The 25,837-nt window shown below is 61.8% G+C and carries 23 protein-coding genes; 16 read left to right on the forward strand and 7 right to left on the reverse strand.

Features of this window, described 5'->3' with window-relative positions:
- Positions 1 to 46: 46 nt before the first annotated feature.
- On the forward strand, positions 47 to 1,339 hold the full coding sequence (gene cytX / locus ACODTD_RS26175; RefSeq protein ID WP_489105356.1) for a putative hydroxymethylpyrimidine transporter CytX: 1,293 nt from the start codon (positions 47 to 49) through the stop codon (positions 1,337 to 1,339).
- Here cytX and ACODTD_RS26180 read toward each other — a convergent pair.
- Complete coding sequence (locus tag ACODTD_RS26180; RefSeq protein ID WP_201817198.1) at positions 1,308 to 2,054, reverse strand: RsiV family protein; 747 nt, start codon at positions 2,052 to 2,054, stop codon at positions 1,308 to 1,310. The genes cytX and ACODTD_RS26180 overlap by 32 nt on opposite strands.
- Positions 2,055 to 2,275: 221 nt before the next feature.
- Here ACODTD_RS26180 and ACODTD_RS26185 point away from each other — a divergent pair, with 221 nt between their 5' ends.
- From ACODTD_RS26185 to ACODTD_RS26230, 10 genes are all read left to right on the forward strand, one after another.
- Positions 2,276 to 2,893, forward strand: a complete 618-nt coding sequence (locus tag ACODTD_RS26185) for an NUDIX domain-containing protein (protein ID WP_011332160.1) — start codon at positions 2,276 to 2,278, stop codon at positions 2,891 to 2,893.
- A complete protein-coding gene (locus tag ACODTD_RS26190) occupies positions 2,884 to 3,336 on the forward strand; it encodes a DUF1249 domain-containing protein (RefSeq protein WP_489105357.1) in 453 nt (150 codons plus the stop codon). The genes ACODTD_RS26185 and ACODTD_RS26190 overlap by 10 nt, the downstream gene beginning before the upstream one ends.
- A 105-nt stretch (positions 3,337 to 3,441) precedes the next feature.
- Positions 3,442 to 4,257 carry a 3',5'-cyclic-AMP phosphodiesterase gene (gene cpdA / locus ACODTD_RS26195; protein WP_489105358.1) on the forward strand — a complete coding sequence of 272 codons (816 nt, stop codon included), beginning with the start codon at positions 3,442 to 3,444 and terminating at the stop codon, positions 4,255 to 4,257.
- Between the two features lie 96 nt (positions 4,258 to 4,353).
- A complete protein-coding gene (locus ACODTD_RS26200) occupies positions 4,354 to 4,962 on the forward strand; it encodes a YqiA/YcfP family alpha/beta fold hydrolase (RefSeq protein ID WP_489105359.1) in 609 nt (202 codons plus the stop codon).
- Positions 4,963 to 5,004: 42 nt separating this feature from the next.
- Complete coding sequence (gene parE / locus ACODTD_RS26205) at positions 5,005 to 6,912, forward strand: DNA topoisomerase IV subunit B (RefSeq protein ID WP_489105360.1); 1,908 nt, start codon at positions 5,005 to 5,007, stop codon at positions 6,910 to 6,912.
- Positions 6,912 to 7,901, forward strand: a complete 990-nt coding sequence (locus ACODTD_RS26210; protein WP_011332164.1) for an esterase-like activity of phytase family protein — start codon at positions 6,912 to 6,914, stop codon at positions 7,899 to 7,901. The genes parE and ACODTD_RS26210 overlap by 1 nt, the downstream gene beginning before the upstream one ends.
- 326 nt (positions 7,902 to 8,227) lie before the next feature.
- The gene (locus ACODTD_RS26215; protein ID WP_489105366.1) at positions 8,228 to 9,235 is read left to right on the forward strand and encodes an esterase-like activity of phytase family protein; all 1,008 of its coding nucleotides are present in this window, start codon (positions 8,228 to 8,230) and stop codon (positions 9,233 to 9,235) included.
- The gene (locus ACODTD_RS26220) at positions 9,232 to 9,756 is read left to right on the forward strand and encodes a retropepsin-like aspartic protease family protein (protein ID WP_489105361.1); all 525 of its coding nucleotides are present in this window, start codon (positions 9,232 to 9,234) and stop codon (positions 9,754 to 9,756) included. The genes ACODTD_RS26215 and ACODTD_RS26220 overlap by 4 nt, the downstream gene beginning before the upstream one ends.
- 7 nt (positions 9,757 to 9,763) lie before the next feature.
- Positions 9,764 to 12,028, forward strand: a complete 2,265-nt coding sequence (gene parC / locus ACODTD_RS26225) for a DNA topoisomerase IV subunit A (protein WP_011332166.1) — start codon at positions 9,764 to 9,766, stop codon at positions 12,026 to 12,028.
- Between the two features lie 231 nt (positions 12,029 to 12,259).
- Positions 12,260 to 12,970 carry a PqiC family protein gene (locus ACODTD_RS26230; RefSeq protein ID WP_041475125.1) on the forward strand — a complete coding sequence of 237 codons (711 nt, stop codon included), beginning with the start codon at positions 12,260 to 12,262 and terminating at the stop codon, positions 12,968 to 12,970.
- 376 nt (positions 12,971 to 13,346) lie between these two features.
- On the opposite strand, the gene ACODTD_RS26235 is transcribed toward ACODTD_RS26230, so the two are convergent.
- Positions 13,347 to 14,861 (reverse strand): AhpA/YtjB family protein, encoded by a 1,515-nt coding sequence (locus tag ACODTD_RS26235; protein ID WP_011332168.1) that lies wholly within the window; start codon positions 14,859 to 14,861, stop codon positions 13,347 to 13,349.
- A 134-nt stretch (positions 14,862 to 14,995) separates the two neighbouring features.
- Between ACODTD_RS26235 and serB the strand changes: the two genes are divergently transcribed.
- Entirely contained in the window at positions 14,996 to 16,210 is a 1,215-nt protein-coding gene (serB, locus tag ACODTD_RS26240) for a phosphoserine phosphatase SerB (protein ID WP_011332169.1), read from the forward strand.
- Positions 16,211 to 16,249: 39 nt separating this feature from the next.
- On the opposite strand, the gene ACODTD_RS26245 is transcribed toward serB, so the two are convergent.
- On the reverse strand, positions 16,250 to 18,004 hold the full coding sequence (locus ACODTD_RS26245) for a molecular chaperone (RefSeq protein WP_201817201.1): 1,755 nt from the start codon (positions 18,002 to 18,004) through the stop codon (positions 16,250 to 16,252).
- Positions 18,005 to 18,226: 222 nt separating this feature from the next.
- Between ACODTD_RS26245 and ACODTD_RS26250 the strand changes: the two genes are divergently transcribed.
- Positions 18,227 to 18,628: a lectin OAA family protein gene (locus tag ACODTD_RS26250; protein ID WP_039766619.1), complete on the forward strand. Its 402-nt coding sequence runs from the start codon at positions 18,227 to 18,229 to the stop codon at positions 18,626 to 18,628.
- 60 nt (positions 18,629 to 18,688) lie between these two features.
- Here the strand turns inward: ACODTD_RS26250 and asd are convergent, their stop codons facing one another.
- The 3 genes from asd to ACODTD_RS26265 are packed head-to-tail and all read right to left on the reverse strand — an operon-like array spanning position 18,689 to position 21,961.
- Entirely contained in the window at positions 18,689 to 19,549 is an 861-nt protein-coding gene (gene asd / locus ACODTD_RS26255) for an archaetidylserine decarboxylase (RefSeq protein WP_011332172.1), read from the reverse strand.
- Between the two features lie 18 nt (positions 19,550 to 19,567).
- Complete coding sequence (locus tag ACODTD_RS26260; protein WP_201817204.1) at positions 19,568 to 20,383, reverse strand: rhodanese-like domain-containing protein; 816 nt, start codon at positions 20,381 to 20,383, stop codon at positions 19,568 to 19,570.
- Between the two features lie 39 nt (positions 20,384 to 20,422).
- A complete protein-coding gene (locus ACODTD_RS26265) occupies positions 20,423 to 21,961 on the reverse strand; it encodes an HDOD domain-containing protein (RefSeq protein ID WP_201817206.1) in 1,539 nt (512 codons plus the stop codon).
- Positions 21,962 to 22,128: 167 nt separating this feature from the next.
- Between ACODTD_RS26265 and motA the strand changes: the two genes are divergently transcribed.
- Both motA and motB read left to right on the forward strand, forming a co-directional pair.
- Positions 22,129 to 22,980: a flagellar motor stator protein MotA gene (gene motA, locus ACODTD_RS26270; RefSeq protein WP_007952169.1), complete on the forward strand. Its 852-nt coding sequence runs from the start codon at positions 22,129 to 22,131 to the stop codon at positions 22,978 to 22,980.
- Between the two features lie 3 nt (positions 22,981 to 22,983).
- The gene (gene motB, locus ACODTD_RS26275) at positions 22,984 to 24,051 is read left to right on the forward strand and encodes a flagellar motor protein MotB (protein WP_201817209.1); all 1,068 of its coding nucleotides are present in this window, start codon (positions 22,984 to 22,986) and stop codon (positions 24,049 to 24,051) included.
- A gap of 55 nt (positions 24,052 to 24,106) precedes the next feature.
- On the opposite strand, the gene rsgA is transcribed toward motB, so the two are convergent.
- Positions 24,107 to 25,138: a small ribosomal subunit biogenesis GTPase RsgA gene (gene rsgA, locus ACODTD_RS26280; RefSeq protein ID WP_007950741.1), complete on the reverse strand. Its 1,032-nt coding sequence runs from the start codon at positions 25,136 to 25,138 to the stop codon at positions 24,107 to 24,109.
- A gap of 107 nt (positions 25,139 to 25,245) precedes the next feature.
- Here rsgA and orn point away from each other — a divergent pair, with 107 nt between their 5' ends.
- Positions 25,246 to 25,788 carry an oligoribonuclease gene (gene orn, locus ACODTD_RS26285; RefSeq protein ID WP_011332176.1) on the forward strand — a complete coding sequence of 181 codons (543 nt, stop codon included), beginning with the start codon at positions 25,246 to 25,248 and terminating at the stop codon, positions 25,786 to 25,788.
- Positions 25,789 to 25,837 lie beyond the last annotated feature (49 nt).

Below are 25,837 nucleotides of genomic sequence, written 5' to 3' on the forward strand. Positions count from 1 at the left end.
CACAACGGGTCAGCACAACAACAAATGTCCCTCTGAGATAACACCCTTGAGCATTCAACCCGGTACTTATTCCCCCGACCTCGCCGTGCCCGCCAGCCAGCGAGTATTCGGCGGTCGCGATCTGTTTTCCCTATGGTTCTCCCTCGGCATCGGCCTGATGGTGTTGCAGACCGGTGCATTGCTGGCGCCGGGGCTGGGCCTGTCGGGATCGCTGCTGGCGATTTTCCTCGGCACCCTGGTCGGCGTCCTGTTGCTGGCCGCCGTTGGCGTGATCGGCAGCGACACCGGCCTGTCGTCGATGGCCGCGCTGAAACTCAGCCTCGGCAGCAAAGGTGCGAGCCTGCCGGCGCTGCTCAACCTGCTGCAACTGATCGGATGGGGCTCGTTCGAAATTATCGTCATGCGCGACGCCGCCAGTCTGCTCGGCACCCGTGCGTTCAGCGAAGGTTCGCTGTGGGCCAGTCCGATGTTGTGGACGCTGTGCTTCGGCGCATTGGCGACGTTGCTCGCGATCAGCGGGCCGTTGACGTTCGTGCGCAAGATCCTGCGCAAGTGGGGCATCTGGCTGATTCTGGCCGCGTGCATCTGGCTGACCTGGAACCTGTTCGCCAAGGCTGATCTCGCCGCCTTGTGGGCACAGGCCGGGGATGGCTCGATGTCACTCGCCGTGGGCTTCGACATTGCGATTGCGATGCCGCTGTCGTGGCTGCCGCTGATCGCCGACTACTCGCGTTTCGGCCAGCGGGCGAAGAACGTGTTCGGCGGCACGGCCATCGGGTTTTTCATCGGCAACTTCTGGCTGATGAGTCTCGGCGTGGCCTACACCCTGGCCTTCGCGCCGAGCGGTGAGGTCAACGCGCTGCTGCTGGCACTGGCCGGCGCAGGTCTGGGCATTCCGCTGTTGCTGATTCTGCTGGACGAGTCGGAAAACGCTTTCGCGGACATTCACTCGGCGGCGGTTTCCAGCGGGATTCTGTTGCGTCTGAAAGTCGAGCATCTGGCGCTGGCCATCGGTGTGATCTGCACCCTGATCGCCTTGCTCGCGCCATTGGCGCAATACCAGAACTTCCTGCTGCTGATCGGTTCGGTGTTTGCGCCGCTGTTCGGCGTGGTGCTGGTAGATCACTTCATCCTGCGCAAGCGCAGTGCCCAAGTGGCGTCGGCCGCGTTGCGCTGGCCGGCACTATTGGCCTGGTTGGGTGGCATCAGCACCTATCACTTGCTGGCCAATCTGTATCCGGATGTCGGCGCGACCCTGCCGGCGCTGGTGCTGGCAGGGCTGCTGCAACTGGTGCTCGGCCGGGCTTTCAGTTACGGCCGGGAAACAGCTCGGGCTTGAGAATGCCGTTCAGGCGCGGGTAAGGGATCTTCAGTTCGACGTGGCCCAGCGCATAAGGCGCGATAGTGGTCACGTCGTACTTGAGGATCACACCGCCGTAGGTCAGCGCCACGTTCGGGGTTTTGACGAACGGCCAGCTCTTCACGAACTCCGGTTCCTGATCGAGCTTGGTGCTGATCAGCCAGCTGTTGTGCGCCACTTGCGCCGCTTTCCAGAACGCCTCTTCCTGACCCGGCAGCAGCATGTCCGCCAGGGTCAGCACCTTGTGCTGCTGACGCGAATAGTTGATGAAACCACGGCCAGGCGTACCGTGGGCACCGCCGGTGTCCAGGTAGCTCGACGTTTCGATGATCACCAGACCGTCATGCTGCTCGCGTACTTTCGCCTGCAAATAGCTGCTGTTGCGCGGGCCGGCGGTGGCCAGGAACTGCTCGCGATACGCTGCCAGCGTCGGCGCCACCGGGGCGTTCGGTGCGGTGCGGGTCATTTGCAGCAGGCGTTTTTCGATGATGCCGTCCAGCGCCGGTTCTGCCGGGAAGCGCAACGTATCGATGTTCACCAGTGGGCAGTCCTGGTTGGAGCAACCCGGTTTCAGCGTTTCCGAGGCGTCGCGGGTGGTTTCCAGCGGCGTGCGGTAGTTGGGCTGGAACAGGCTGGCGCAAGCGCCCAGAGTCAGGGCGATGGCGGCCACGGAGGCGATTTTGAAAAGCGACATGGGCGTCCTTTCTGAAGCAGGGGAAGGCAAAAAGTTACCGCTTCGACTCTCAACGAAGCGGTCAGTTCGCCACTAAGCTAATTAGAGTGGGTTTCGCCTCCACCGTCCATCCCGCTGACAGTAAAGGGGCTGCATCAAACATCACGGGCGCGTTAGGATGGCGCGAAGTCGAGGTCGCAGGTAAGGCGCCTCGTATTGGATTTGCAGTAAAGAGGATGCTCATGACCGATTTTGCCAAAGCCATTCCGACCGCCGTCGATATCGTGCGACGCGAACAGTGCTACAAGGGCTTCTACAAGCTCGACCGTCTGCACTTGCGCCACGAACTGTTCGCCGGTGGCATGAGCCGCGAAATCAATCGTGAAGTGTTCGTGCGCCACGATGCCGTGTGCATGTTGCCCTACGATCCGCAGCGCGATGAAGTGGTGCTGATCGAGCAGTTTCGCGTCGGTGCTCTGGGCAAGACGGACAACCCGTGGCTGGTGGAGCTGGTCGCCGGTCTGATCGACAAGGACGAACAGCCGGAAGAAGTTGCTCACCGCGAGGCACAGGAGGAAGCTGGGCTGGACATCAAGGCCCTGTGGCCGATGACCAAATACTTTCCGTCGCCGGGCGGCAGCAACGAATTCGTGCATTTGTACCTGGGGCGTTGCAGCACCGAAGGCGCTGGCGGCCTGCATGGGCTGGAGGAAGAAGCCGAAGATATTCGCGTCACGGTCTGGGCTTTTGAAGATGCCCTGCAGGCCGTACGTGACGGACGGATTGCCAATGCGGCGAGCATCATCGCCTTGCAGTGGCTGGCGCTCAATCGCGCCGAAGTGAGGGGGCTATGGTCGTAAACAAGTTGCGCGATCGCTACCGCGTCGACCTCATGGGCCTGCAAGCCGCCTGCGAGGCGAACTACGCGCGCCTGATGCGACTGTTGCCGGACATGCGCAGCGACCCCGAAGCGCGGCGCATCGCCGTGACCCAGGGCGACCAGATGCTCGGTGTGCTGACCCTGGAAGTGTTGCAGGCCTGTCCGTACACCACGACCCTGCAGGTGCGTCAGGAACACAGCCTGCCGTGGCTGCCGGTGCCGCAACTGGAAGTGCAGGTGTATCACGACGCGCGCATGGCCGAGGTGATCAGCGCCGAGCATGCGCGACGCTTTCGCGGCGTCTATCCTTACCCGAATGCGGCCATGCATCAGCCGGACGAGAAGGCCCAGCTCAATCTGTTCCTGGGTGAGTGGCTGAGTCATTGTCTGGCGTGCGGACACGAATACGCGGCAGTCCGATAACCAGCGCAAGTTGTGAACTGCGTCCGGTTCGCCGGTTTCTCTTTGTGCTGTCCCCCCGCATAATTGCCGCACCTATCCATTCCCGCGATCCCGGGGGAGAACGCCTTGCCGAGCGTATCGACTTTGACCACCGCCGACACGGCGTTGCTGGTGCAACTCTCTGACAGTCACCTGTTCGCCGAAGCGGATGGAACGCTGCTGGGCATGAACACCCGCGAGAGCCTGCAAAAAGTCATCGATCTGGTGCTCGAACAGCAACCGCGGATCGACCTGATCGTTGCCAGCGGCGACCTGTCCCAGGACGGTACGCTGGAGTCCTATCAGCTGTTTCGCCAAATGACGGCGCAGATCGATGCGCCGGCCCGCTGGATCCCCGGCAATCACGACGAACCGCAGATCATGGCGCGGGCGACGGTGAAGAGTGCACTGCTGGAGTCTGTGGTAGATGTCGGCAACTGGCGCGTGACCCTGCTCGATTCGGCAGTGCCCGGTTCGGTGCCGGGATATTTGCAGGATGACCAACTGCAATTGCTCGCCCGTTCCCTGAGCGAAGCGCCGGATCGCCATCATCTGGTGTGCTTCCACCACCATCCGGTGTCGATCGGTTGCGCCTGGATGGAGCCGATCGGCTTGCGCAATCCGGAAGCCTTTTTCGAGGTGCTCGACCGCTTCCCGCAGGCCCGCGCCGTGCTGTGGGGGCATGTGCATCAGGAAATCGACCGCGAGCGCAACGGTGTACGACTGATCGCCTCGCCATCGACCTGCATCCAGTTCGAGCCGGGCAGTGAAGACTTCAAGGTCGGCGAGCAGGCACCGGGGTATCGCTGGTTGCGGCTGCTGCCGGATGGGCGGCTGGAGACCGGCGTGGAGCGTGTCTCCGGTTTTGATTTTCAGGTGGATTACGGCTCCAACGGTTACTGATTGACGGGTGCAGCGCTGATTTCCTCGGGTGCTGGCCCAACACCCCCTGACTCCCTGTAAACTCCGCTTTCTTCAGCCGACGCCCAGGGAGCTCAAATGTCCGGTTCGATTCTCTATATCCATGGTTTCAACAGCGCGCCGGCCTCGAAGAAGGCCTGTCAGCTGGTCGAGGTGATGGAGCGGCTGGGTTTGAGCGATCAACTGCGTGTCCCGGCGCTGCATCACCACCCGCGCGAAGCCATCGGTCAGCTGGAGCAGGCAATCGCCGAACTCGGCCGGCCATTGCTGGTGGGAAGCTCGCTCGGCGGCTACTATGCGACTCACCTGGCCGAGCGCCATGGCCTGAAAGCCTTGCTGGTCAACCCGGCCGTCAGTCCACACCGGATGTTCGACGGATACCTGGGCACCCAGAAAAACCTGTACACCGACGAAACCTGGGAGCTGACCCACGACCACGTGACGGCCCTGGCCGAGCTGGAAGTGCCGGCGCCGCAGGATCCGCAGCGATATCAGGTATGGTTGCAGACCGAGGATGAAACGCTGGATTATCGCCTCGCCCAGCAGTATTACCGGGCCTGTGCCTTGCGCATTCAGGCCGGCGGCGACCATAGTTTCCAGGGATTTGTTACACAATTGCCGGCATTGCTCAGCTTTGCCGGGATTGGCGCCGATACCTATCAGGCAATCGATTTCACCGCACTGTGAAGTCTTGCCCCATTTTCATTGAATCACTGACGACGAGACCCTATGGCCACTCCCAGCGCTAGCTCCTATAACGCCGACGCCATCGAAGTCCTCTCGGGCCTCGACCCGGTGCGCAAACGCCCCGGCATGTACACCGACACCAGTCGGCCGAACCACCTTGCCCAGGAAGTCATCGACAATAGTGTCGACGAAGCCCTGGCCGGCCACGCCAAATCGATTCAGGTCATCCTCCACGCCGACCACTCGCTGGAAGTCTGCGACGACGGCCGTGGCATGCCGGTCGACATCCACCCGGAAGAGGGGGTGTCTGGCGTTGAACTGATCCTCACCAAGCTCCATGCGGGCGGCAAGTTTTCCAACAAGAACTACCAGTTCTCCGGCGGTCTGCACGGGGTGGGTATTTCCGTGGTCAACGCCTTGTCGACCCAGGTACGGGTGCGGGTCAAGCGTGACGGCAACGAATACGAAATGACCTTCGCCGACGGCTTCAAGGCCACCGATCTGCAAGTGATCGGCACCGTCGGCAAGCGCAATACCGGGACCAGCGTGTACTTCGCGCCGGACCCGAAATACTTTGACTCACCAAAATTCTCCATCAGCCGCCTCAAGCATGTGCTCAAGGCCAAGGCCGTTCTGTGCCCGGGGCTGCTGATCAGCTTCGAAGACAAAGGCACCGGCGAAAAGGTCGAGTGGCATTACGAGGATGGCTTGCGCTCCTATCTGGTGGACGCGGTCAGCGAATTCGAGCGTCTGCCGGATGCCCCGTTCTGCGGCAACCTGGCCGGCACCAAGGAAGCGGTCGAGTGGGCGCTGCTGTGGCTGCCGGAAGGCGGCACCTCGGTCACTGAAAGCTACGTCAACCTGATCCCGACGGAGCAGGGCGGCACCCACGTCAACGGTCTGCGTCAGGGCCTGCTCGATGCGATGCGCGAATTCTGCGAGTTCCGCAGCCTGCTGCCGCGCGGCGTGAAGCTGGCGCCGGAAGACGTCTGGGAGCGCATTGCTTTCGTCCTGTCGATGAAGATGCAGGAACCGCAATTCTCCGGCCAGACCAAAGAGCGCCTGTCATCCCGTGAAGCGGCGGCTTTCGTTTCCGGTGTGGTCAAGGACGCGTTCAGCCTGTGGCTCAACGCCAACCCGGAAACCGGTCTGGCCCTGGCAGAGCTGGCGATCAGCAACGCCGGCCGTCGTCTGAAGGCCAGCAAAAAAGTCGAGCGCAAACGCATCACCCAGGGACCGGCATTGCCGGGCAAACTGGCCGACTGTGCCGGGCAGGACCCGATGCGTTCCGAGCTGTTCCTGGTGGAAGGTGATTCCGCCGGCGGTTCGGCCAAACAGGCGCGGGACAAGGAGTTCCAGGCGATCCTGCCGTTGCGCGGCAAGATCCTCAACACCTGGGAAGTCGACGGCAGCGAAGTCCTGGCCAGCCAGGAAGTGCACAACATCGCGGTGGCCATCGGGGTCGATCCGGGCGCCGAGGACATGAGCCAGCTGCGCTACGGCAAGATTTGCATCCTCGCCGACGCCGACTCCGACGGCCTGCACATCGCGACCCTGCTCTGTGCCTTGTTCGTCCAGCATTTCCGCCCGCTGGTGGATGCCGGTCACGTCTATGTCGCGATGCCGCCGTTGTACCGCATCGACCTGGGCAAAGAGATCTACTACGCCCTCGACGAAGCCGAGCGCGACGGGATCCTCGACCGTCTGGTCGCCGAGAAGAAACGCGGCAAGCCGCAGGTCACCCGATTCAAAGGTCTGGGTGAAATGAACCCGCCGCAACTGCGTGAAACCACCATGGACCCGAACACCCGGCGCCTGGTGCAGTTGACCCTCGGGGATGACTTCGCCGAGACCTCGGAAATGATGGACATGCTGCTGGCGAAAAAACGCGCCGGCGACCGCAAGACCTGGCTCGAATCCAAGGGCAACCTCGCCGAGGTTCTGGCCTGATGCGGTTTGGCCGGGCCTTGGCGGGTGCGTTGCTGCTGGGTTCGATGACGGTGTCGGCGGAGCCTGCGCAAGAACTGCGCGTGCTCGCCGAACACCCGGTCGAAGGCATGCGTGGCGGCAACCTGTCGGGGCTGGCCTTGTGCGGCAATGACCTGTGGACCGTTTCGGATCGCGACGATGACCAGATTTATCGTCTCGATACTCGCGATCCCGTCTGGCAGGCGACTGCCGTGCGCATCGACCCGCCGCCAGTACCCGACAGCGGTTTGCCGTGGGGCATCAAGTCGCGGACCTGGGCGGCGTCGTTTGTTCGCGGCGGTGATCTGGATTTCGAAGGGATCACCTGCGACAGCGCCGGCAATCGCTACATTGTCAGCGAAGGCCACGCCGCCGTACTGCAAGTGCCGCCGCAGGGGCCGTCGTCGTGGCTGAAAATCTCGCCGATGATGGTTCGCGAAGCGCGGGCCAGTGGCATGTTGCTGCAATTCAACGCGATATTCGAAGGCCTGGCGATCAATCCGGCGGGCGATCAGATGTGGCTGGCCGCCGAGCGGCAAAGCCGTGGCTTGTTGCTGATCAAGCGCCAGCAGACGGTGTGGGATTGTGACGGTCGCTGCGTACTGCTCAGCGAAGGCGGGATGGAAATGCAACCGCCGCAGTTCCCGAAAGCCCGACCGGTCAATCGGGATTTTTCCGACGTGTCCCTGTTCGACGGCAAACTGTTTACCCTTGAGCGCAACGCCTACCAGATCTGTCGCCGTGATGCGCAGACGGCCAAGGTCGAGCTCTGCTGGTCGTATGCGGCCGAGCTGTTGCAGGCCAATCGGCGTTATTCGCAGAACTTCGGGTTGGAAGAGGCGCTGGTGGTCGATGCTCAAGGTGCCTGGATCGGCGTCGACAACAACTTCGGCCCGCGCGCCGATGGCGAGGTTCGCCCGATCATCTGGCGTTTCGCCGCGCCTGAGGGGGGCTGGAGCGCCAAGCCTTAGGTTTCGATCTCTTGCGTTGCTGATTGTTCGCGATCCGCAGCAGGACTGGAAAACCCTGTAATACTTTGGTCAGGAAAGATTGGCCTGTTACGGAATGACTGGCCGGGCGTTACCGCCGGACAGGCTTGTGATGCGCACGCTGATGATAAGAAGCGCTCAATGATTTACAGCTTTGCTGCGCTGGCCAGTGGTTGAAGTCCTTGGCCTCAAGTGCAGGCAATGAAGCTCTGAAGCAATGCTGTCGAGACAGTAGTGAGGTCGTTGAATTCCGACATGTCGTGCAAGGCTCGGGGAAACTTGAAACGCCGACTGCGGGAGATTCAATGATGAAGCTCAATTATGTTGTTGCGGGTATTTTGTTCGTCTGTAGTTCACTGGTACTGGCCGCTGATCCGGAATTACTGATGCTTTCGGAGCATCCGGTAGATGGCATGCGTGCTGGTAATCTATCCGGCCTGGCCAGGTGCGGTGAGCAGTTGTGGACGATTTCGGATCGAGATGACGATCGCCTGTACAAGCTCGATACACGAGCCACGGTGTGGAAGGCCGAGGCTGTTTTGATTAATGTTCCACCAGCGCCTGACGATGCCAGGCGGACTCTGGGCATGAAAACCCAGAGCTTTTTCAGGTCGCTTGCGGGTAATGGTGCGTTGGACTTTGAGGGGATCACCTGCGACTCTGCCCGGAATCTGTACGTGCTCAGCGAAACGTATTCAGCCATTCTCAAGGTCCCATCAAGTGGAGCCTCGGCCTGGTTTTTGACCATCTCGCCGAACATGCAGATAAAGGCGAGGGAAGCCGGGTTGTTGGCGCACGCCAATGCGCTGTTTGAAGGCTTGGTGATTACTGGCATCGCCAGTACTCAAATCTGGCTGGCAGCAGAGCGGCAAAAAAGAGGGTTGGTAAAAATCGAGCGGCGTATTACTCCGATTTATTACACATGGTATTGCGCTGTCGGTTGTGTGGTGATGACAGAGGGCGGGCTGGCGCCGCAACCGCCCCAATTCCCAGGCTCAAAATTAGTCGAGAAGGACTTTTCGGATATTGCTCTATTCAATAACAAGTTGTTTCTGCTGGATCGCAATGCTTTCAAAATCTGTCGGCATGAAATGTTGACGGGCAAGCAGGAGCGTTGCTGGTCATTCGCTGCGGATGCACTGGTTCCGAGCCGTCAATACGACGCCGAACACGGAATGGCCGAAGCGTTGCTGGTCGATGCGCAAGGCGCGTGGATCGGCGTCGACAACAACTCGGCAACCCGTGCCGATGGCGAGTTTCGGCCGATTGTGTGGCGTTTTGCTGCCCCTGCGGGCGGCTGGGATGCGAGCCCTTGAGTCAGCAACCACCAGGCAAGCGCGCCGGTCGGGTGTTGATGATTCTGGCGTGGTGCTCGGCGCTGTTTCTGGCCACGCGGTTTTTTGGACAGTGGGAAGAACGCCAGCGTAATCCCAATGTGGAAGTGGCTTCGCAGCAGGGCAACGGCTTTATCGAAGTGAAATTGATCGGCAACGCCCAGGGACATTTTGTCGCCAGCGGCCTGATCAACGGTCGGCCGGTGGAGTTCATGCTCGACACCGGCGCGACCGATGTGGCAATCCCGGCCGAGGTGGCGAAAAACCTCAGGCTGGAAGAAGGTTTCGGTGTGACCCTGAGCACGGCCAATGGCCTGAGCCAGGGCTATCGCACCCGAATCGACCGCCTGCAACTCGGCGACATCGTGCTGCGGGACGTCCGCGCACTGGTGGCGCCGGGGCTGCATGGCGATCAGGTGCTGCTCGGCATGAGCGCCCTGAACAAACTTGAATTTACTCAGCGCGGCGGCACCATGCTGCTGCGCCAGACAACGAACCGATGAGGCCCGCATGAGCGACAACCTTGCAGACAGCTTAGATGGCGTAGAACGCCGGTCGCTGGCTGACTTCACCGAAAATGCCTACCTCAACTACTCCATGTACGTGATCATGGACCGTGCCCTGCCGCATATCGGCGACGGTCTGAAACCGGTACAGCGGCGTATCGTCTACGCCATGAGCGAGCTGGGGCTGGACGCCGATTCCAAGCACAAGAAGTCGGCGCGTACCGTCGGCGACGTGCTCGGCAAGTTCCACCCGCACGGCGATTCGGCGTGCTACGAAGCGATGGTGTTGATGGCCCAGCCGTTCAGCTATCGCTACACGCTGGTGGACGGTCAGGGTAACTGGGGTGCGCCGGACGATCCGAAGTCCTTCGCCGCCATGCGTTACACCGAAGCGCGGCTGTCGCGTTATTCCGAAGTACTGCTCAGCGAACTGGGCCAGGGCACCGCAGACTGGGGCCCGAACTTCGACGGCACCCTGCAGGAGCCGTTGGTGTTGCCGGCACGTTTGCCGAACATCCTGCTCAACGGCACCACCGGCATCGCCGTGGGTATGGCCACCGACGTACCGCCGCACAACCTGCGCGAAGTCGCCACCGCGTGCGTGCGCCTGCTCGATGAGCCGAAAGCTACGGTTGAACAGCTCTGCGAGCACATTCAGGGCCCGGACTATCCGACCGAAGCGGAAATCATCACGCCGCGCGCAGACCTGCTGAAAATGTACGAAACCGGCAAGGGCTCGGTGCGCATGCGCGCCGTGTACCACGTCGAGGACGGCGACATCATCGTTACCGCGCTGCCGCACCAGGTCTCCGGGGCCAAGGTACTGGAACAGATCGCCGCGCTGATGCAGGCCAAACCGTCGAAAGCGCCGCAGATCGCCGATCTTCGCGACGAATCCGACCACGAAAACCCGTGCCGCATCGTGATCATCCCGGTCAACAGCCGTGTCGATCACGAAGCACTGATGCAGCACCTGTTCGCCAGCACCGAGCTGGAGTCGACCTACCGGGTCAACGTCAACATCATCGGTCTGGACGGCAAGCCGCAGCTGAAAAACCTCCGTGCGTTGCTGGTGGAGTGGCTGGAATTCCGCGTGCTGACCGTGCGTCGCCGTCTGCAATTCCGACTCGACAAGGTCGAGCGTCGCCTGCACCTGTTGGACGGTTTGCTGATCGCCTACCTCAATCTGGATGAAGTGATTCATATCATCCGCACCGAGGAGCATCCGAAAGCCAAGCTGATCGAGCGTTTTGCCCTCAGCGAAATCCAGGCCGACTACATCCTCGACACCCGTCTGCGTCAGTTGGCGCGACTGGAAGAGATGAAGCTGCGCGACGAGCAGGACGAACTGCTCAAGGAACAAGCCAAGCTGCAAGCCCTGCTGAGCAGCGAAGCCAAGCTGAAGAAGCTGGTTCGCAGCGAACTGCTGAAAGACGCCGAAACCTACGGCGATGACCGTCGGTCGCCAATCGTTGAACGTGCCGAAGCCAAGGCGTTGACCGAACACGATCTGCTGCCGAACGAGAAGGTTACCGTCGTACTGTCGGAAAAAGGCTGGATCCGTTCGGCCAAGGGCCACGAGATCGACGCCACTGGCCTGTCGTACAAGGCCGGAGACGGCTTCAAGACTTCGGCGGCGGGGCGTTCGAACCAGTCAGCCGTGGTCATCGACTCCACGGGCCGCAGTTACTCGCTGGCCACCCACACCCTGCCATCGGCACGGGGTCAGGGCGAGCCGTTGACCGGCCGTCTGACGCCACCGCCGGGCGCAACGTTCGAGTGTGTGCTGATGCCTGAGGAGGACTCGCTGTACGTGATCGCCTCCGACGCCGGTTACGGTTTTGTGGTGAAAGGTGAAGACCTGCAGGCCAAGAACAAGGCCGGCAAGGCCCTGTTGAGCCTGCCCAACAACGCCAAGGTGATCGCGCCGCGTCCGGTGGCCGATCGCGAGCACAACTGGCTGGCCTCGGTGACGACCGAGGGTCGCCTGCTGATCTTCAAGATCAGCGATCTGCCACAATTAGGAAAGGGCAAAGGCAACAAGATCATCGGTATTTCCGGTGAGCGTGTGGCCAGTCGCGAAGAATATGTCACGGACATCGCCGTTCTTCCGGAAGGCGCCACCTTGGTGCTGCAGGCCGGAAAACGCACCTTGTCGCTGAAAGCCGACGACCTCGAACACTACAAAGGTGAACGTGGTCGCCGTGGTAACAAACTGCCACGTGGCTTCCAGCGGGTGGATGCGCTGCTCGTCGAAAACCTCAATTAAGCGGCCAGGAAGCGTTCGTACTGTTTTCTCCTTCGGGGAAAATGACTGAGAACGCCTCTCTAGAGCGTCCGATCTACGATTTAACCCGTAGATCGGCGCTTTGGCGCTGGAGTCGGAACGCATATTCACGGATGATATGGCCTTTCCAAGCGCCGGCGTGGCCGAGCGTTCTTCATATTTGTTGAGTATTTTCACTGTGGTCAGCCTTGTGGCGGCCACCTGGACGGGATGATGACTTCTCTGCGCCCCCTTATTTTCCTGCTCGCCGGCGTTCTTGGCCTGGCGGGTTGCAGTGTTCACCAGCCGGTGTCGCTGTATCAGCTGGACAGCGGAAGTCCGGCTCAGCCTGCGCAAAGCGCGGGCATGGCAGTTTTGCTGGGCCCTGTAATCGTTGCCGATTACCTGCAACGTGAAACCCTGTTGCAGCGTCAGCCGGACGGCAGCCTGCAGGCCTCGGTCGATGGCCGCTGGGCCGGCAGCCTGTCTTCGGACATCGATCAGTTGCTTCTGCGTCAGGTTGCCGGGCATCTGGACAGTCAACGCGTAGTGCTGGCGCCAGCGACCCTGGGCTTCACCCCGGATGTGCAGGTGCTGTTGACCATCACTCGTCTGGATTCCGGTGCCAAGCAACCGGCGATTCTGGACGCGCAGTGGCGCCTGATCGACCGTCGTGGTCAGGTGCGGGACAACCGCATCGTGCATCTGCAGGAACAGCATGCCGGCACCACCGCCGCGCAGGTGCAGGCGCAGGGCGTGTTGTTGCAGCGTCTGGCCGAGCAGCTGTCGGTGGCGCTCAAGCCGTTGGCCAATCAGCCACCGGTTGCCGAAGCACCGCGCAAACCGGCACCGAAGCCGGCAGCACCGGCGGCGGAAGCCGAGAAACAGCCGAAGATCCCGATGGCTTCACCTATTCGTACGGATATGGAAGTGTTTCGCTTCTAAGGCTGGATCGAGTCAGAACAGAGCCCGCCTTGTGCGGGCTTTGTTGTTTCTGAGGTCGGAAGATCAAAAGCTACCCTCACCCCAGCCCTCTCCCGGAGGGAGAGGGAGCTGACCGAGGTGTCTGGCGTCATACGTCGACCTGAAAGATCCAAGCGATTATGGATTTTGCGCAGATTGGTCTTTCGATTATGGATTCGGCAAAGCACGTTCAGGTCGGTGTAGATCCCGAGTATCCCCCAATCGGTTCCCTCTCCCTATGGGAGAGGGCTAGGGTGAGGGGGGCTCCAAAGCCGGGCGCAATCACGAAAACACCACGCACAAAAAAGCCCACAGACAATCACTCGTCTGCGGGCTTCTTCACATCAAGGGCAGGGCCTCAGGCCCGACGCTCATGCATCCGCGCCAGTTGCCGCTCAAGCATCGACGGATAAGGCTCCATCAACCGCTCCACGCAGCAAGCCCCCTCAGGGCTGGCAATCGGCCGGATCCGTGCACGTTGGCGGATCAGCGCGTCGTCACCGATCTTGCGCTCCACCAGCAGCAGGTTGCGGCTGTGTTGCGACAGGGCCAGGGCGTCCTGGGCGGAATCGGTCAGCAACAAGTCGATCTGGCTCAGACCGAACAGTTCGTCACCAAGGGTCAGTCCCAGCTGCAATTGCAGGGTGATGCCGCTGTCGGCGACTTCGATCTGCAACTGGTGGCCCAGCGCCCGCAGCAGCTCGCCGCAGCAGATGGCATTGGTCAGGTAATCGTCGCCGCTGTCTTCGGTATGGAACAGCATCAGCGTGCTGCCGTCGTTCAGGGTTTCGATTTCGCCCTGATACAACGAGGCAGCCTGGTCCAGGCAATCGCGATAGCGATCCTGCAACTCTTCCAGGCGTGCACGCGGCAAACGGCGCAGTTGCTCCTGCGAGCCCAGTTGTACCGCCAGCACCGCCGTGTGTTGCGGCACGCTTGGGGTCGGTCGGCGCACCGCCGGTTGTGCAGCTTCGCTCAGCGACTCGTCACGCAGGTCGGCGAACGGGTCTTCGTCATCGTCGTCTTCAACGGTGCTGACCACATGGCGTGGCGCAGGCTTCTGCGCAGCCATCGGGCGGCTCTCGTCGAAGCTCGGATCACGCAGGTTGCGCACTTCGAATTCCGGCTCGATGTCGTCGTCCTCGAACTCGGGTTCCGGCTCGGGCTCCGGTTCAGCCGGCTCCGGGGCATAGTTGGCGTGCAACTGGCGGGCAAGATCGCCGATCTCGTCCTGACGCTCGATCCCCGGCGTGTATTCGTCGATCCGGCGCAGCCATACACGCAATTGCAGCAGCGGCGTGGAGATGTGTCGGCCCAGACGCAGGCTCAGGGCCAGGGACAGCGCCAGCAGGATCGCACTCAGAATGCCCATGCTTTGCAGGCTGATGGTCATCGGCTGCTGGAACTGATCCATGTCCAGGCTGATGCGCAGTTGCCCGGCGGTCACGTCCTGGAAGGTGATCTTGCTCTCGTACATGCCCTCGGCTTCGCCGAGCAGGCCGTGCTTGGGCCGCTGACCGGACTCGGCCAGGATGCGGTTGTCCACGCTGTAGATGGCGGCGTGGGCCACCAGCTTGTTCTTGGTCAGGTTGTTGAGCAGCACGTTGAGGCTGAGGATGTCGTTGGACACCAGCAGCTCGGTGGCGGAGGTGGCGGTCTGCGTGGTCAGGCTTTCGCCCAGCGCATCGGCCTGCTCGTGCATGGCCTGCTTGAACTGCAGGCCCATCACGCAGGCATAGATCACCAGGGCCAGAGCGACCAGGATCACGTTATGGCTGGCAATGCGCAATGCAATCGGTACACGGCGGTGGCGCAGTGCACGGAAGATCAGCAGAAAGAAGTTATCGGTTTTAACTGGCGTGGGCCGGTTCACTGAGCTCGGCTCTTTTGTCCGTGAAGTTGACGCGCAGTATAGCGACAGGCCCTAGACCGGCAAAGCGCTGGCGGTGCCCGATGGTCACTGAAAGTGGGTAGAATGCGGTTTTTTTCCAGTTGCGGGGGTGCGCGTTGCGCGAAATCGTCCTGATTAACATCACGGGAGTCGACCGTCCTGGTCTGACGGCGGCCATTACCGGTGTACTGGCCCAGGGTGGTGTGAATATCCTCGACATCGGTCAGGCGGTGATCCACGACATGCTGTCGTTCGGCATCCTCGTGGAAATTCCCGACTCCGAGCAAGGCAAGTCGGTGCTCAAGGACATCCTGTTCAAGGGCTATGAGCTCGACCAGCAGGTGCGCTTCACCCCGGTGTCCGAAGAGGATTACCAGCAATGGGTGGGCAATCAGGGCAAGAAACGCCACATCGTTACCCTGCTGACCCGCAAGGTCACCGCCGGCCAGTTGCAGGCCGTGAGTTCGATCACCGCCAAATACGGCCTGAACATCGACCATATCGACCGTCTGTCGGGTCGCATGCCGCTGGACACCCCGGCTGACAAGGGCAAGGGTTGCATCGAGTTCTCCGTGCGTGGCGAAGCCGCCGATCCACAGGCCCTGCGCGCCGAGTTCCTCAGCGTGGCTCAGGAGCTGAACGTCGACATCGCCTTCCAGGAAGATTCGCTGTTCCGTCGCAACCGTCGTCTGGCGGTGTTCGACATGGACTCGACCCTGATCGAAGCCGAAGTCATCGACGAACTGGCCAAAGCCGCCGGCGTCGGCGATCAGGTTTCGCAAATCACCGAGCGGGCAATGGCCGGCGAGCTGGACTTCCGCGCCAGCTTCAAAGAGCGCCTGGCGCTGCTCAAGGGCCTGGATGTCAGCGTGCTCGATTCGATCGGCGCGTCGCTGCGCCTGACCGAAGGTGCCGAAACCCTGTTCGCCGAACTCAAGCGTCTGGGTTACAAGACTGCGATCCTGTCGGGCGGCTTCACCTACTTCGCCAAGCAATTGCAGGCCAAGCTCGGCATCGACTACGTGTTTGCCAACGAACTGGAAGTGGTCAACGGCAAGTGCACCGGCGTGGCGATCGAGCCGATCGTCGATGCCCAGCGCAAGGCCGATCTGCTGAAACAGCTGGCCGAAAAAGAAGGTTTGCGTCTGGAGCAGACCATCGCCGTGGGCGATGGCGCCAATGACCTGCCGATGCTGGCGATTGCCGGCCTGGGCGTGGCGTTCCGCGCCAAACCGCTGGTCAAGCAGTCGGCGAAGCAGGCAATATCGACCCTGGGGCTGGATGGCGTTCTGTACCTGCTGGGCTTCCGCGATCGCGACGGACAGCTCTGACGTCGGCGCAGGATCGCAGCCCTCGGCTGCGGTCCTGGCTCAAAGGGATTTCCACAACGAGTCGAAATCCTCTTCACTCTCGCCATTTTTGGCGGTCTCCAGCGAGCGATAGGCGAACTGATTGAAACTGTGTGTGCTCGCCACCCGCCGATCCAGCCCGGCGCGGTGTTCTTCACCCTGGGTGTTGATCAGCACTTTATTGCCTTCCTGAAACGGCAGCCGTGGCGCCAGTAACGTCGCCGGCAAGTCGATCGCACTGATTTCCGGCAATAACAACCCTCGCAGGTAATGGCTGTGATCATCCCGGGTGCGCACCAGCTGCAAGCCGCAGGGCTGAGCGTGGGGCGCCACCAGTTCGATGCCCATTTGCGTACCGGCGCCGCGCACCTGGCGGATCCAGCGCACCACGGCAATGCTCCAGCCCTGATTGAGGCTGTCCTGAATCCCGACCATTTCCCCGGCCTGCAATTCGGCAGGTACTTCTTTTGGCCAGGCCAGGCAGTAACCGCCGGGGCTGTGGTTGATGACGGGCAAGGCATAGGTCGGATAATGCGGCGGGCTGTCGGTGCCGCTTTCGTCGTCGGCCAGCGGTTCGTAGCGGATTTCTTCGTAGGGCAACAATTCGTCGGACGTGCCCTGTGGCGCGGCATCGAACGCCTGGCTCCAGCTGTCCTTTTCCCCCTGAACCACCGCGCGGCTGAAATTCGCCGCGCGGGCCCCGGGGTGCTTGAGCAGTTCGCTGAAGGTGCGTTCGCCGCCGAGGTAGAAGTGCAGGGCGCTCATGCCGACGCACACGGTCAGGTTGCCCTGGCCGACGGTGCGCTGAAAGCTGCGCTCGGCGGTTTCGCCCCAGGTCGCGTGCAGGTGTTGCAGGGTGTCGAGGGTCAGGCCGGCCGGCACGGGCAGCGGCGTCGTTGTGTCCTGATGCTGAAGGTGCGCCTCGATGGCGTTCACCAGCGGTTGCGGATCGAAACCGAGCAGACTGGCCTGTTGCTCGCTACGGAATTGGGAGCGGTAGCGCGGGCCGGCGTCTATCTCTGCCGAGACCGCGAACAAACCCTCGCCCGGATGGGCGGGATGCAGTTTCAGCCACGCGCTCCACGGTTCCACTACTTGGGCCAGGCGCGCGATCTGGTTCTGCCGCAACTGATTGCAACGGGCGCAGCCCAGCAGCAGGGCGGCGAGGTAGGTCTGCTCGACACTCAACTCGCCGGTCAGGCTGGCAAGATCGTCGCGTACCCGGCGATGCTGCAGTTGCAGCTCGCAGGCGCAGCGAAACAATTGATGCAGTTCGAACCACAGCTGTTCCGGCGCCGGGCTGTACAGCTGCGTGGCGCGAACCAGTTGCCCTTTCAGCGCGTGGGCCGCCCGCTGCAGCGCTTCGCTCACCAGGGCTGCGCGATCCCGGGAGTACTTGGGCGCGATCCGCAGAATGATGTGTTTGTAACCGATGGCCAACTGACTTTGCAGGGCCTGGCACAGATTGCTGATCTTGCGTGAGCGCTCATCGAGCATGATCGCCTGATGCAGAAAATGCCGTTCCAGATGCTGGCAGACGAAGTAAACCTCGGGTCGCAACAGTTCCAGCAGATGCAGGCGGTTGTCGCTGGGGGTCAGCAGTTGATTGAGTTCGCCGAGGCCTTGATACAGCAGGCGTGCGGTTTCGCCGATGTTGGCCTTGGGCAGGCCGGCGATCCAGCGCTTGAGGTCGCGCGGGGTGGCTTCACAGAAGGACAGGCGCAACTGCGTGGGCGTCGGGGCGCTCAGTTGGGGGCGGGATCGTGGCTCACTCATGCCGTGGCAAGCTCCGGCGGCGAATAGGGCAATGCCAAAAACTCTAGCAGTTGTGGTTTTTTTCGCAGGCGATTGCCAGGCTTTTTTACCGTTGGTCTGCTGGCCTGATGCCATTTCGGCAGGCGCTACTAGGCTCTCAGACGTGCGATCGGAAACGCACGGTTGCACGGCCTGCCGTCAACGTCGGGGCAGGTCTCCCGAAACTTCAAGGAGATGAGGTTCATGTCTAAATACGCAGTGGCAAATCAATGGGGCGGTAGTTCGGCACCTTGGCATCCGGGTGGAACCTGGGTGCTGGGCGCGCGGGACAACCAGAACGTCGTCGCGATCGAGATCAAGTCCGGCGACGGTGGCAAAACCTTTACCGGCACCATGACCTACGCCGGTGAAGGCCCTATTGGCTTCAAGGCTCAGCGCACTGGCCAGAACCAGTACAACGTCGAGAACCAGTGGGGTGGTAACGATGCCCCGTGGCACCCAGGTGGCAAGTGGGTGATCGGCGGGCGGGATAACCAGAATGTTATCGCGTTGAGCGTCACGTCCAGTGACGGAGGGAAAAACCTCAGCGGCACCAATACCTACGCCAACGAAGGGCCGATCGGCTTCCGTGGGCAGATAGAGTAACGGCGCCACTCAGGTCGTGTCCGCCCCTTCGCAGACGTGCGAAAGGGCGGATCAACAGGTTCAGGCGTTCGACTGTGCCAGGGCCTGACCCATCTGTACCGGCGAGCCGGCTTTCAATTCTTCAACCCATTTCACCTGATCCGGCCCGAACAGCACGATCGCGGTCGAACCCAGCTTGAAGCGCCCCAGTTCCGCACCTTTCTCCAGATGAATCGGCGCACGGGCGGCTTCGTCGTAACGGAAGGTTTTCAGTTCGCGCTTCGGTGGCGTGACCAGACCGGCCCACACGGTTTCGATCGAGGCCACGATCATCGCGCCCACCAGCACCACGGCCATTGGCCCGCGCTCGGTGTCGAAGATGCACGCTACACGCTCGTTGCGGGCGAACAGTTCCGGAACGTTTTCTGCGGTGGTCTGGTTGACCGAGAAGATCCGGCCCGGGATGTAGACCATTTCTCGCAGGGTGCCGGCCAGCGGCATGTGCACGCGGTGGTAGTCCTTCGGCGACAGGTAAACAGTGGCGAATTCACCGCCCATGAACGGTGCAGCATTGGCTGCATCGCCGCCCAGCAGTTCCAGCACGCTGAAGCTGTGGCCCTTGGCCTGGAAGATACGACCGTGTTCGATCGGGCCGAGCTGGCTGATCGCACCGTCGGCCGGGCTGAGGATCGCGCCCGGGGTCTGATCCAGTGGGCGAGCGCCGTCTTTCAAGGCGCGGGTGAAGAAGGCGTTGAAGTGCTCGTAAGCGGTCACGTCTTCAACCAGTGCCTGCGACATGTCCACTTGATAACGCTTGGCGAACCAGGTGGTGAAGGCATTCTTGAACCAGCGCACGCGGCACTCGGCAATGCAGCCGGCAAGGCGCGACAGCAAGTGATGCGGCAGCAGGTATTGGCTGATGATAAACAAACGCTCTTTCATGACTGTCCTTAAAAATCCTTAAAGCTCGACGGGGGTGTCGGGGTGGTTGCCCCATTCGCCCCAGGAACCGGCGTAGCCCTTGACCCGCGGATAACCGAGAGCCTTGGCCACCAGATAAGTGAAACCGGACCGGTGATGGGTCTGGCAGTGGGTAATGATCTCTTTGTCCTTGGTGATCCCGAGGTTTTCGAGGATCTGCGGCATGTCGGTACGGATGCGCAGTTGGCGCGCCTGATCCATGCCCGCCGTCCATTCGAAATTGACCGCGCCGGGGATGTGCCCGCCCTTGGCCGCCAGGACCTTCTCACCGGAATACTCCAGCGGCCCGCGAGCGTCCCAGATCGCCAGGTCAGCGGCGCCGAGACGGCTTTGCAGGTATTCGCGGGTGGCGGTCGGTTCCTCGTGCAGGGTCAAGGCAACCGGGCCGCCCACCGCCGGAGGAATCTGGATCGACATCGGTGAACCCTCCGCCAGCCACGCCGGCAGACCGCCGTCGAGGTAGTGATATTTGTCGTGACCGATCACATCGAGCAGCCAGATGAAGCGCCCGGCCCAGCCGCCGCCTTCGTCGTCATAGACCACGTAAACCGAATCTTTGCGATGGCCCAGCTCACCGAACAGTTCTTCGATTTTTTCCTTGCTCGGCAACAGCCCCGGAGCCGGCGCCTGACCCAGCTGGGTGCGTTTCGGATCGACAAAACGTGCGCCGGGAATGTGTCCTTCGGTGTAGCGGGCGGCACTGGTCAGATCCACCAGAATCAGATCGCGGGATTCGAGGCGCGGCAGCAGATCGCTCGGCTCGATCACCAGGGCCAGGCCAGAGAAATCAGACATGTGAGGTCTCCAGAGCACAAAGGGGAGGGATTGTAGCTGTCATTGGCCGCGCTGGCTAAAACTGTGCAGGGCTTTCTCGATGCACTGCGCGGTTTTGCCGAAGGCTTGCACGGTGATGTCGGCGAACGGACCGCCACCCTGGTCGGCGACCACAATCATGATCACCCGGCCGTTGTTCACCAGTGAACGCAGGAACAGGTGTTCACCACGGAAAAGGGCGCGCAGCGAGGGCGGCAGCAGGGCGGAAAACTGGGCGTTGTTGTCCGGGGTGATCCGCACTTGCGCCTGCTGCGCGAGCAAGCGTTGCAGCACCGAACTCTGGCTGACGACGAAATTCAGCGCAGCGGCGTCCTTCGGCAACCCGGAGGTTTGATGGACGCGCAGATTGGCGTGGCCGCGGTCGGCCATCAGGATCATCACCCGACGCATGCCGCTGGCGACCAGCGCGTCGCGGGCGGCGACGGTCAGGCTCATGGCGTTGGTGAAGCGACTTGGCACCGCCAGCAGTTCGGCGCATTGCCGGCGCCACTGGCTCAGGTCTTCAGCGGACGGCGCGGCAGCCGGCAGCATTCCGGCTGGAAGGCGACGGGTACCCCACGGCCACAGCAGCGAAAGCGCCGGGTGCCAAAGGTCCGGCATGAAATGATGGCGAGCGCTGACGGCGGCCTGTTGGTGCAATTGTTGTTGCACCTCGTCCATCGAGATTTGCAGGTAGAGGCTGGTCAGGAATTGCCAGCGCTCACTGTGCGGACTGTCCCAGGCCTGTTGCGCCGACAGTGCCAGTCCGTTGGCCAGCAACACGGTGTTGGCCGGCTGGTTGAGCCAGCGGCGCAGGGTCGGGTCGTCATCGAGGCGATTCTGCTGGCGCAACGGATGATCGACGTCGCGGGCAATGCGCAGGACTTTGACCAGTTCGCGCTGTTCGGTCAGCAGCAGCCGATAACCTTGCTGCACCCAGACCGGCAGACGCCAGACTTGCACCAGCGCCTCGCCGATCTTCAGCAGGCGTACGCCGAACAGCTGCTTTTCCACGACTCGCGCCGATTCACCCTTGTGGATAACCCGCACTTCCCACTCTTCAAGCAGTTGGGGAAAGGTCAGCGCCAACGGCCACAGCGGCGACAGAAACAACAGGCTGCCCCAATGAATGTCCTGCCACAGTCGCGCCAGGCGACTGGCGAAAAAACCGTTGGCCTGTTGCGTGGCGTGCTGGCTGATCATCTGCAACTGGCGCAGGGCCTGGGGGATCTGCGCGGCAGGTTCGGCGGGCAGGCGGGCGAGCAGTTCTTCGGTACGGGCAAGGCCGAGGCGATTGATCGCCACTTCGAGGTTTTCCGCAGGCGCAGTCATGTTGCCGTGGGTGTGGCGGTTGGCTTCGCGGATGATGCTCAGGGCCAGCGCCGGGCTGTCCTGCATCAGGTCGGCGATGTCGCGCAGCGAGCTGCGGTCATCGCGAATCGCCCGGCAGACCCGGTCATGGGCGTCTTGCGGCACTGGCAGACGAACGCTGTCGAGCAGCTTCACCCAGCCATCGAGTGTGGTCGGTTTTACGTGTGGGACGTTCGTTTCATTAGCCATGTCTGGACGAGATCTTCACTGACTGTAGACGCGCCCGGCATGGGCTAAATTGGCTTTTCGCCTGAACTGGCTATAGTCTGGCGCAGTTTTGCCGATAAGTAGAAGAAGAGATTTTTTAACTTCCGAATATGACCTTGAACCCGACTTAAACAAGTACCTTTCTACCTATGGCTAAAATTATCGGCATCATCGTCGTATTCGCGAGCGTGCTCGGCGGATACGTGCTCTCCCACGGCAAGATTGCCGCCCTGATCCAGCCCTTCGAGGTGATGATCATCGGCGGTGCGGCACTCGGAGCCTTCCTCCAGGCCAACCCCGGCTACATGACGATGCACGTGCTCAAGAAATCCCTGAGCATGTTCAGTTCGCGTTTCAGCCACACGTTCTATCTGGAAGTGCTTGGCCTGATCTACGAGATCCTCAACAAGAGCCGCCGTGAAGGCATGATGGCCATCGAAGGCGACATCGAAGACGCCGCCGCGAGCCCGATCTTCGCCAAGTACCCGGCGGTACTGAAAGACGAACGCATGACCGCGTTCATCTGCGACTACCTGCGCATCATGTCCTCCGGCAACATGGCTCCCCACGAGCTGGAAGGCCTGTTCGACATGGAACTGTACAGCCTGAAGGAAGACCTTGAGCATCCGTCCCACGCGGTGAACGGCATCGCCGACGCCATGCCGGGTTTCGGTATCGTCGCGGCGGTACTCGGTATCGTGGTGACCATGGCCTCGCTGGGTGAAGGCGATCAGAAATCCATCGGCCTGCACGTGGGTGCGGCACTTGTGGGTACCTTCTTCGGTATTCTCGCGGCGTACGGTTTCTTCGGTCCTTTGGCGCACTCCCTGGCGCACGATGCCAAGGAAGAGCTGAACGTCTACGAAGCCATCAAGGCCTCTCTGGTGGCTTCGGCTTCCGGCATGCCGCCGTCGCTGGCTGTCGAGTTCGGTCGCAAGGTGCTGTACCCGGCTCACCGTCCAAGCTTTGCCGAGCTGGAACAAGCCGTTCGCGGTCGTTAAGTCATGGAAAATAACCAGCCGATAATCATCAAGCGCGTCAAGCGCATCGCCGGCGGGCATCACGGCGGGGCGTGGAAGATCGCCTTCGCCGACTTCGCGACGGCGATGATGGCGTTCTTTCTGGTGTTGTGGCTGCTGTCCACCGCGACCCCGGAACAGAAGATCGCCATCGCCGGTTACTTCAAGGACCCGGTCGGTTTCTCCGAGAGCGGCACGCCGTACATCATCGACCTGGGCGGTACGCCGACCCTGGCGCCGGAAAATACCCTCAACCCCGAAGTGAAGTCGCAGCCGCAGCCGGACAAGGTCACGGTCGACACCGAACAGGTTGAAGGCATGGCCGAGCAGGTCGAGAAAGAACGCCTGGAACTGTTGCTGCAAGAACTGCAGAACAAGGTCGACGAGAACCCGCAGTTGCAGAAGTTCAAGGATCAGATTCTGTTCGAAATCACGCCGAACGGCTTGCGTATCCAGATCATGGACGCCGAGAACCGGCCGATGTTCGACTCCGGTTCTGCACGCCTGAAGCCGTACTTCGAAGACATCCTGCTGGCCATGGCCGACACCATCAAGGCGGTGCCGAACAAGATCAGCATCAGCGGTCACACCGACGCCAAGCCTTACGTGGGCAACGGCGATTTCGGCAACTGGGAGCTTTCGGCCAACCGCGCCAACGCCGCCCGGCGTGCGCTGGTGGCGGGCAGTTACCCGGACTCGCAAGTGGCGCGTGTGGTGGGTTACGCCTCGTCGGCGCTGTTCGACAAGGAGAACCCGTTCAACCCGGTCAACCGCCGTATCGACATCGTGGTGCTGACCAAGAAGGCCCAGGCCGCCATCGAAGGTGCGCAAGGTGCCGACCCGTCGAAACCGGCGGATCAAGGCCAGAACGGCGCCGCCCCGGCCACCCCGGTCGACCCGAACGCCTTGCCGGCGGATCAGCAGCCAGTGCCGGCCCACGAGTTGCGCGAACGGCTGAACCTGTTCGACGACCCGCTGCCGAAACCGACCGAACCAGGCAGCGCGGCGCCAGCCCCGGCGCCTGCTGCACCGGCTCCCGCGCCGAAACAGTGACCCACAAAAAAGCCGACAGCGATGTCGGCTTTTTTGTGTCTGGTTACTTGAAAGCCTAGTAACCGTTTTCCGGCAGGCTGGCGATGATCGAGCGGTAGCTGTTCATTCGCTGCTGCTGCACGCGGCCGTCTTCCAGGGCTTTGAGCAGTGCGCATCCCGGTTCGCGGTCGTGCTTGCAGTCGCGGAAGCGGCAGGTGCCGAGCAGATCGTTGAACTCGATGAAGCCGGCTTCGACGTCGGCGCGGCTGACGTGGCCGAGGCCGAATTCACGGATGCCCGGGGAGTCGATCAGCTCGCCGCCGCCGGGGAAGTGGAACAGGCGTGCGGTTGTCGTGGTGTGCGTGCCTTGGCCCGACAACTCGGACAGCGGGCCGACGCGGGTTTCGACTTCCGGCAGCAGGCTGTTGACCAAGGATGACTTGCCGACACCGGACTGGCCGACGAACACGCTGATGCGCCCGTCGAGCTGCTTCTGCAATTGCTCCATGCCGTTGCCGTGGTGCGCCGAGACTTCCAGTACCGGATAACCCAGCGTGCGATAGACCGCCAGCAGGGCATTCAGCGCCGGGGCGTTCTGTTCGTCGATCAGGTCGAATTTGTTCAGCAGGAGCAACGGGCGGATGCCGGCGTGCTCGGCGGCGACCAGATAACGATCGATCAGGTTCGCATGGGGCTCGGGCAGCGGGGCGAAGACGATGACGATCATGTCGACGTTGGCGGCCACCGGTTTGAGCTGGCCACGGCTGTCCGGGCGGCACAGCTCGGTGGTGCGCGGCAGTTGCGCGACGATCACGCCGATGCCCTGGTTGCCGGCGCGCCAGACCACCTGGTCGCCGGTCACCAGCGCTGGCAGGTTGGCGCGCAGGTGGCAGCGGAAGACCTGGCCGGCCAGTTCGCCGTCAACGGCCTCGACCTCGACCTGCACACCGAAGTGGGCGATCACCAGACCGTGCTGTTCCGGGCCCAGATCGCCGCCTTCGAGGGCCTCGACGGCCGAGGACTCGCGTTTGGCGGCGCGGGCGGCGCGCTCGCCCTGAATCTTTTCGATGCGCCAGTTTTGACGACGATTGAGTTGGCGTTTGGCCATGGGTGTTCCGTCTGAAGAATACAGCGATTAGGTAAAACGGCCGCGAGTTTAGCACGCCCGGCAGGCTGCCTAGGCTAAACTGCGCAGCATTGCTCAGGAGCCGAAATATGCAAAACCCGCAGAATCTGATCTGGATCGACCTCGAAATGACCGGTCTCGATCCGGAAAACGACGTCATCATCGAGATGGCCACCATCGTCACCGACAGTGACCTGAACACTTTGGCCGAAGGCCCGGTGATCGCCATCCACCATAGCGACGAAGTCCTCGCCCGCATGGACGAGTGGAACACCCGCACCCACGGCAACTCCGGCCTGACCCAGCGCGTGCGTGAAAGCCGTGTGAGCATGGCCGAGGCTGAAGCCGAAACCATCGCCTTCCTCGAACAGTGGGTGCCGAAGGGCAAGTCGCCGATCTGTGGCAACAGCATCTGCCAGGATCGCCGCTTCCTTTATACCCACATGAAGGCGCTGGAAAGCTACTTCCACTACCGCAACCTCGACGTCTCCACGCTCAAGGAGCTGGCCGCGCGCTGGGCGCCGGACGTGCGTGACAGCTTCAAGAAGGGCAGCACTCACCTCGCACTGGATGACATCCGCGAGTCGATTGCCGAGCTGCAGCACTACCGCAAGCATTTCATCAAGTTCTGAGATCGGCACCCTCGCCGGGGCGCCCTCTTTTGGTGCCTCGGCGAAGTGA

The organism is Pseudomonas sp. FG35 (assembly GCF_057809295.1).

What these genes read in the sequence shown, in the direction of transcription:
- ACODTD_RS26180 (WP_201817198.1), bottom strand. Translation starts at nt 2,054, where the DNA reads ATGTCGCTTTTCAAAATCGCCTCCGTGGCCGCCATCGCCCTGACTCTG.
- ACODTD_RS26185 (WP_011332160.1), top strand. Translation starts at nt 2,276, where the DNA reads ATGACCGATTTTGCCAAAGCCATTCCGACCGCCGTCGATATCGTGCGA.
- ACODTD_RS26190 (WP_489105357.1), top strand. Translation starts at nt 2,884, where the DNA reads ATGGTCGTAAACAAGTTGCGCGATCGCTACCGCGTCGACCTCATGGGC.
- ACODTD_RS26200 (WP_489105359.1), top strand. Translation starts at nt 4,354, where the DNA reads ATGTCCGGTTCGATTCTCTATATCCATGGTTTCAACAGCGCGCCGGCC.
- parE (WP_489105360.1), top strand. Translation starts at nt 5,005, where the DNA reads ATGGCCACTCCCAGCGCTAGCTCCTATAACGCCGACGCCATCGAAGTC.
- ACODTD_RS26210 (WP_011332164.1), top strand. Translation starts at nt 6,912, where the DNA reads ATGCGGTTTGGCCGGGCCTTGGCGGGTGCGTTGCTGCTGGGTTCGATG.
- ACODTD_RS26215 (WP_489105366.1), top strand. Translation starts at nt 8,228, where the DNA reads ATGAAGCTCAATTATGTTGTTGCGGGTATTTTGTTCGTCTGTAGTTCA.
- parC (WP_011332166.1), top strand. Translation starts at nt 9,764, where the DNA reads ATGAGCGACAACCTTGCAGACAGCTTAGATGGCGTAGAACGCCGGTCG.
- ACODTD_RS26230 (WP_041475125.1), top strand. Translation starts at nt 12,260, where the DNA reads ATGACTTCTCTGCGCCCCCTTATTTTCCTGCTCGCCGGCGTTCTTGGC.
- ACODTD_RS26245 (WP_201817201.1), bottom strand. Translation starts at nt 18,004, where the DNA reads ATGAGTGAGCCACGATCCCGCCCCCAACTGAGCGCCCCGACGCCCACG.
- ACODTD_RS26250 (WP_039766619.1), top strand. Translation starts at nt 18,227, where the DNA reads ATGTCTAAATACGCAGTGGCAAATCAATGGGGCGGTAGTTCGGCACCT.
- asd (WP_011332172.1), bottom strand. Translation starts at nt 19,549, where the DNA reads ATGAAAGAGCGTTTGTTTATCATCAGCCAATACCTGCTGCCGCATCAC.
- ACODTD_RS26260 (WP_201817204.1), bottom strand. Translation starts at nt 20,383, where the DNA reads ATGTCTGATTTCTCTGGCCTGGCCCTGGTGATCGAGCCGAGCGATCTG.
- ACODTD_RS26265 (WP_201817206.1), bottom strand. Translation starts at nt 21,961, where the DNA reads ATGGCTAATGAAACGAACGTCCCACACGTAAAACCGACCACACTCGAT.
- motA (WP_007952169.1), top strand. Translation starts at nt 22,129, where the DNA reads ATGGCTAAAATTATCGGCATCATCGTCGTATTCGCGAGCGTGCTCGGC.
- motB (WP_201817209.1), top strand. Translation starts at nt 22,984, where the DNA reads ATGGAAAATAACCAGCCGATAATCATCAAGCGCGTCAAGCGCATCGCC.
- rsgA (WP_007950741.1), bottom strand. Translation starts at nt 25,138, where the DNA reads ATGGCCAAACGCCAACTCAATCGTCGTCAAAACTGGCGCATCGAAAAG.
- orn (WP_011332176.1), top strand. Translation starts at nt 25,246, where the DNA reads ATGCAAAACCCGCAGAATCTGATCTGGATCGACCTCGAAATGACCGGT.